At 69.7% G+C, this 6000-nt stretch carries 6 protein-coding genes; 2 read left to right on the top strand and 4 right to left on the bottom strand.

The genetic code is table 11. The features are described from left to right. Nucleotides 1-369: 369 nt before the first annotated feature. A complete protein-coding gene (locus STHE_RS12330; protein WP_012872918.1) occupies nucleotides 370-1494 on the bottom strand; it encodes an NAD(P)/FAD-dependent oxidoreductase in 1125 nt (374 codons plus the stop codon). A 680-nt stretch (nucleotides 1495-2174) separates the two neighbouring features. Here STHE_RS12330 and STHE_RS19240 point away from each other — a divergent pair. Continuing rightward, complete coding sequence (locus STHE_RS19240; protein WP_012872917.1) at nucleotides 2175-3104, top strand: DUF4236 domain-containing protein; 930 nt, start codon at nucleotides 2175-2177, stop codon at nucleotides 3102-3104. A 100-nt stretch (nucleotides 3105-3204) separates the two neighbouring features. Here STHE_RS19240 and STHE_RS12325 read toward each other — a convergent pair whose 3' ends face one another. Further along, nucleotides 3205-4176 carry a uroporphyrinogen decarboxylase family protein gene (locus STHE_RS12325; protein ID WP_041400231.1) on the bottom strand — a complete coding sequence of 324 codons (972 nt, stop codon included), beginning with the start codon at nucleotides 4174-4176 and terminating at the stop codon, nucleotides 3205-3207. A 185-nt stretch (nucleotides 4177-4361) separates the two neighbouring features. Between STHE_RS12325 and STHE_RS12320 the strand changes: the two genes are divergently transcribed. Continuing rightward, entirely contained in the window at nucleotides 4362-5027 is a 666-nt protein-coding gene (locus tag STHE_RS12320) for an HAD family hydrolase (protein ID WP_012872915.1), read from the top strand. A 247-nt stretch (nucleotides 5028-5274) separates the two neighbouring features. On the opposite strand, the gene STHE_RS12315 is transcribed toward STHE_RS12320, so the two are convergent. Next, on the bottom strand, nucleotides 5275-5547 hold the full coding sequence (locus STHE_RS12315) for a hypothetical protein (RefSeq protein ID WP_012872914.1): 273 nt from the start codon (nucleotides 5545-5547) through the stop codon (nucleotides 5275-5277). Beyond that, a complete protein-coding gene (locus STHE_RS12310) occupies nucleotides 5540-5842 on the bottom strand; it encodes a 4a-hydroxytetrahydrobiopterin dehydratase (RefSeq protein ID WP_012872913.1) in 303 nt (100 codons plus the stop codon). The genes STHE_RS12315 and STHE_RS12310 overlap by 8 nt, the downstream gene beginning before the upstream one ends. Nucleotides 5843-6000 lie beyond the last annotated feature (158 nt).

Genomic DNA, 6000 nt, shown 5'->3' with positions numbered 1-6000 from the left:
AGTGTACGTACACCCAGCATCGGAGATGGTAGCACGTCGCCGCGCCCGGTGCAAGATGTGCCAACCGGTCACGACTCGGGTGTAAGACGAGGGGCTACTCTCCCTGCAACAGCACGCCCGTCGCACCGGCCCCGCTCAACGTCCCGCCAGGACGCCCTCGTCGAACTGAGCGGATCTCCGCTCGGAACCTGGGACTACGTCATCCTGAGCGGAGCCGGGGCGGCGAGAGCCGCCTCCGGCGAAGTCGAAGGATCTTTCCGCTGCGAGGCAGCTCCGACGCGAGATCCTTCGCTGCGCTCAGGATGACAGCAATCGAGGTCCGCGCGATCACGCCCGACTCGCCAGCTCCCCTATGGACCGCGTCGATACTCAGGCGAAGCGCTCCAGGGCGAAGGGGGAAAGGTCGATATCGACCGCCTCCCCGCGAGCCAGGTCAGCCACGACGGTCCCGGAGTATGCCCCGAGCTGCAGGCCGGACGGCCCGTGCCCGGTCGCAAGGTAGACGTTGGCGAGCCCCGGAGCCGCGCCGAGGATCGGCAGGTGATCGGGGCTGGCCGGACGAAGGCCGATCCGGACCTCGCGCAGCGTGGCCGGGGCCAGCCCCGGTGCGAGGCGCAGCGCCTCGCTGAGCGCCTCGTGGACGCCGCCAGCGGTCATGCGATAGTCGTAGCCCGAACCGTCCTCCCGGGTCGCGCCGGCCACGACGCGGCTGGTCGGGAACGTGAGCATGTAGTGCGAGTGGAAGCCGGTAATGATCGGCCAGCGGCTCGTGTCGGTCTCCGGCAGGTCGAGGTGCAGGATCTGTCCCCGCTGGGGCGCGACCGGGATCCGCAGGCCGATCGCCTCCCCGAGGGTGTTGGACCAGGCCCCACCGGCGATGATCACGGCATCGGCCGCGATCCGCCGGCCGTCGACCTCGACGCCGGTGACCCGCTCGCCGTCCCGCACCGGCCGGGCATCGCCTCGCAGCACCGTCGCGCCACGCTTCTCGGCAGCGCGCAGCAGCGCGTCTCGCATGAGCCGGCCGTCCAGCCTCGCCGACCCCGGCACGTGGAGCGCGCCCGGTAGGTCCGCCAACGCCGGGAAGAGTTCGCGGGCCTCACGCCCGTCGAGGCGCCGCACCTCGCCGATTCCCGGCATCCCCTGGTCTCGCCGCTCCTCCATCAGGCGCTGCACCTCATCGAGCCGCGCCGCTTCCTGCTCATCGCTGGCGACGAAGAGAGAGCCGACCACCTCGTAGCCGGTCTCCGTCTCGCCGTCCTCTGCAAGTTGGGCGAGCAGCTCCGGATAGAAGGCCATCGCGCGAGCAGCGATTGGGTAGAAGGCCGGAAGCGGCCGCAGGCTCGTCCCCGGCGCGATGATCCCCGCCCCGGCCGCCGTCGCCTGCCCCGGATCATTCCGGTCCACCAGCGTCACCTGCACCCCGCTGCGCGCCAGCCGGTACGCAGCGGCCGCGCCCACGATCCCGCCGCCGATTACCACGATGTCGGGCACTGCCTCACCCTCTCGTCGCTAAGTATCCCAGGCACACGTGCGGGCCGGGATGGGGATACACCGATCGCTCGTCACCGGCAGCCGCCACGGTGTCCGCGGACTGGCTGAATACCCAACCCGACTAGCGCGAGCCATTCCCGGCTTGAGGTCCACACCCCGCCGTCCGTCTCCCAGCCCGCACCTCGTTCGCGACTACCCGTCGTCGCGAGGCATTCTACCCCGCCCCAGGGCGTGTGGAGACACGGCCTCCCATGCAACAGCACCACGGGCCAGTGATCCCCCGGGTCAAGGCAAACGGCAGGGCCCTCGTGCCCATCCGTGCCCGATTGACGCCCATGTGTCGACTTCCTACACTGTCAATGGAACCCAATTCAGCACGATCTCGTCCGTACGGGGCCGCGGGATCGCCGCGGGGACCGCATCCCCGGGGTTCATCCCGACAAACTCCGCGATCGGATCCGGTAGTGGCGCAGGACTCCAGCGTCGTAGTTGGTACTCGTGGTGGGTGGTGGAAGGATTCCGCATCGTGGCACGTGCCCGTGCCTAAAGCCGCCGGGCACCAACCGGACGGTGAACACCGCATCACCTGGGAGTGCACTCTGCTGCCCTAGCCCGCTTCGAGGGGCCGCGGACACATCGCGGGGCGCTCCCGAAACGTTCATTGGAGGGCAGTCAGGGCCATGGGCTTCCGCTTTCGCAAGAGCTTCAAGGTCGCGCCCGGCATCCGGGTCAATGTGAGCAAGAGCGGCGTCAGTACCAGCATCGGACCGCGGGGCGCCAAGATCAACCTCAGCAACCGGGGCGTCCGGGCCACGACCAGCATCCCGGGTACTGGAATCTCCTACAGTAAGAACATCAGCTCGGGCGGCCGCACACGGCGGACCCGGCGCACTCAGAAGCCGTCATCCAAGACGTCAGGCGGTGGCGGGCAGCGCCCGACCGGCTGTGCGCCGGGGGCCGGTCGTGGGTGTCTGACCATCCTGGTGGGGCTGCTGGTGTTCGGCGCGGTGATCACCATCGTCGGCTATCTCTTCCCGCTGGTCATCGCCGGAGCCGTGGCCCTGCTGGGGCTGGCGTGGAAGCGACCGGAGACGGTTGACCGTCTCATGCGGCACCGCTGGGTTGCGCGCACGCCGCAGTGGGTGCGTAAGACGCCGCTGCGCTTCGCTATCGTGGCTGCGTTGGTGCTCATCCCACTGTCCGGCGTGGCAGGTGCAGCCGTCTATAGCGACAACGAAACACCGGCCATTACTCCCACGCCGGGCGTCAGCTCCGATGCCCCACCGACGGCGTCGGCTGCCCCCACGGCAACTGCGACACTCGCCCCGACACCAACACCGGAGCCGCCCACACCAACCCCGGTGCCGCCGACGCCTACTCCAGAGCAACCTACTCCTACGCCGGAACCACCGACACCAACTCCGGTGCCGCCGACTCCCACGCCGATCCCCGCCGCTGCACCGGCCGCACCGTCAGGGGAAGTCCAACAAGGCGTCAGACCCGGCGCGTTCTGCTCACCGGAGGGCGCCCGCGGCGTGACCAGCAAGGGGACACCGATGGTGTGCTCGAAAAAGCCGGGCGACATCCGCGCCCGCTGGCGCAGTCCGTAGGGGACGAATCCGATGCGGCCGCGGGGTAGAGCTTGCCCCGGCGACCGCGCCGGTACGGAATTGAGCTGGCGCGCCGCCGGGGCGGGGGTCAGGTCCTGAGTTACTGCCGAACGGCGTCGACGACCGCCTGGATAGTGGCCTCGGGAGTCGCGACGGGGATGACACAGCCGGGAGCGACCATGACGTGCCGACCCGTCAGCGCGGCGATGGCGTCCCGCGCCTGGGCGGCGGCCGCGTCGGGGGTCGTGTCGACGATGCCCTTCTCGTCGATCCCGCCGACGACGCAGTGGCCGCTGGCGCGCTCACCTTCGGCCAGGGAAGGCGAGGTGCGGCGGTCGTGCCAGTTCAGCGCATGCACCGGGTAGGTCTTCAGCTCGTCGAACATGATGTTGGTGCCGTGCAGGTGGAGCAGGGTAAAGCGTGAGCCGGCCGCCGCCTCCAGCACCGGCAGGTCGTAGCGCACGCCGAACTCGCGGTACTCCTCGACCGTCATCAGATCGGTCGTCGCGCACTGGGTCGCGAAGAAGATGCCGCCCGCGCCGCGCTCCAGGGAGGCGGTGAGCACGCCGCGCGTGACCTCGGTGATGACCGCCAGAGCCGCGTGGACCACGTCGGGGCGCTCGCGCAGGTGGGCCAGAACCTTGCCGTCCGAGAGCTTCATGGCGACGGTGAGCGGGCTGAAGATCGTCTGCAGCACCGGCACCTCGCCGCCCAGCCGCTCGTTGACCAGGCGGGCCGCTTCGACCACCTCGCGGTTCATGCCCTGGTCGGGCGCGACCGGTGTGATGCGCCGCCAGTCGTCGAGCTCCACCACCGGGAAGCGGGTCGTCTGCCGGGTGCCACCCGGCGCGCCCTGGTACTCGCTCTCCGCACCCCAATCGATGGTGGCATAGTCGCCCGGCGGCATGAGCTTGATGAAGTCGAAGTCGAAGCGGTTCTGCCAGGCCAGCGTGACATCGGCGAGCGCCTCGGCCGACTGGTCCTGGTTGGGGAAGTGGCGCCAGAGGCTGACCGGCACCCGGTCCACCTCGCGGCCCGCCAGCGCGGCCTCTACTCGCTCCCAGCGCGTCATCGCGGTCACGGTTGGTCCTCCCTCCATACCACGATCCCTCGGCGGCACGCCAGTCAGGGCAAGCACCGCCGCAAGGAGTGGGTTGCTATGCTTGGCGCAGCGATTGCCCGCTGCCGGCTCGGCGCGGTGCGACTGTACCATAGCCGCGCCGAGCTGGCGCTCCGGCGCGGAGAGAGGGACACGGGATGATTCGGGCAATCCTCTTCGACATGGATGGGGTCCTGGTCGATAGCGAGCCGGTCCACGAAGCCGCGGTCGCCGATGCCCTCGCAGCGGTGGGTCTACCGCCCCTGGCCCCCGGGGACTACGAGCGGGCCTTCCTCGGCCGCACCGATTGGCTGGGCTTCCGCGACTACCTGCAAGAGACCGGGCGAGAGGACATCGACCTGGACGAGGTGCTGGAGATCAAGGCAGCGGCCTTCGCCCGGCGATTCCCGCACGAAGTCCGGCCGCTGGCGGATGGCCAGGCGACGCTCCGCGCCATGGCCGAGGCAGGGTACCGGATCGCGATCGTCTCCGGAGCGCTGGCGTCCGAGATCGCGATGGTGGCGGAGCGCTTCGCACTCGGCCACTGGGTCGAGGCCACGGTCAGCGGCGACGAGGTGCCGGAAGGGAAGCCGAACCCGGCGCCCTACCTGCTGGGCGCCAAGCGGCTCAGAGTCGCGCCGGAGGCGTGTCTGGTGATCGAGGACGCGCCGGCCGGAGTCCGTGCGGCCAAGCGCGCCGGGATGCGCTGCCTGGCCGTCGATCGCACCGGGGATCCCGAGGCCCTGCGCTCGGCCGGGGCCGATCAGGTCGTTACGGAGCTCACCCCAGCCGCGGTGACTGCGCTGGCCGAGCACCGCACCTGAAGCGCACCGACATCGGGTACCGGGACGGAGGCGTCGGACCTACGGTGGTGGTTCGGGGGCCACGTGCTGTGGATGCCGGATCGAGTCAGCCCAGGTATGGACCGTGGGAGCCCCTTTAGTGGGCTTACCCCTAGTCAGCCCGGCGGTTTACCCCGGGCACGCGCCGACCGCGTCCCCAACGTCGATCGCTAGTGCCCACACCAGAACGGACTCGCGAACCTGGGTCTGCCGTCAACCCAAGAACTCCCTACCGGGCCGGAACGACGCGCTGGCCCTGGTCCGTGTGGTAGGTCATGGCTCGCCCGTCGACACGGAGGTGGACGCGGTAGCCAGGAGTGAGGACCTGCGCGTAGAGCCGGCCGGGCTCGGGCGCACCGAGCGCGGCGTCCGGCCAGGTGACAGCTTCGTAGCCGAGCAGCGTCACCTGCTCCGGGTCGACCCCGGCCGCACGCGCGGCGACGGCGAGAGCGTGGCGCACCGGCGCGGGCGGCAGCTCGATGGGCTCCTTCCGGTCACCCACCAGATTCCCCCTCTCCCACCTCCTCGATGCGGCGCGCCAGCGCGATGTCCTTCTCAGTCAGGCCCCCTTCGTCGTGGGTGGTCAGCGTCAGCGTTACCCGGTTGTAGCTGATATGGATGTCCGGGTGGTGACGCGCCTCGGTGGCCAGCTCGGCGACCCGATTGACGAAGGCCATCGCCTGGCGGAAGGTGCGGAACTGAAAGACTTTTTCCAGCGCGGCGCCATCGGCCGCCAGCGTCCACCCTGGGAGGTCTCCCAGGGCTCCGCGGGACTCCTCGGCTGACAATCGTGCCATGGTTGCTCCTCTCACTTGCCGCTCCCTGGTCACCATTGGGCTGCTCCACAAGTGGGTGCATACACAGCGGCACAATGGTTGCAGAGACGTCCCCTATGTGCGGGCTGCAGAGCGTCTAGGCAGCTACACCAGCCGAAAGCAGCACGAGGGGGAGATAC

The sequence above is a fragment of the Sphaerobacter thermophilus DSM 20745 genome (assembly GCF_000024985.1).
Lineage (GTDB): Bacteria > Chloroflexota > Chloroflexia > Thermomicrobiales > Thermomicrobiaceae > Sphaerobacter > Sphaerobacter thermophilus.
Note: the sequence above shows the minus strand (reverse complement) of the source record. Positions and strands in the feature narration are given on the sequence as shown.

What these genes read in the sequence shown, in the direction of transcription:
- STHE_RS19240 (WP_012872917.1), top strand. Translation starts at nt 2,175, where the DNA reads ATGGGCTTCCGCTTTCGCAAGAGCTTCAAGGTCGCGCCCGGCATCCGG.
- STHE_RS12325 (WP_041400231.1), bottom strand. Translation starts at nt 4,176, where the DNA reads ATGACGCGCTGGGAGCGAGTAGAGGCCGCGCTGGCGGGCCGCGAGGTG.
- STHE_RS12320 (WP_012872915.1), top strand. Translation starts at nt 4,362, where the DNA reads ATGATTCGGGCAATCCTCTTCGACATGGATGGGGTCCTGGTCGATAGC.
- STHE_RS12310 (WP_012872913.1), bottom strand. Translation starts at nt 5,842, where the DNA reads ATGGCACGATTGTCAGCCGAGGAGTCCCGCGGAGCCCTGGGAGACCTC.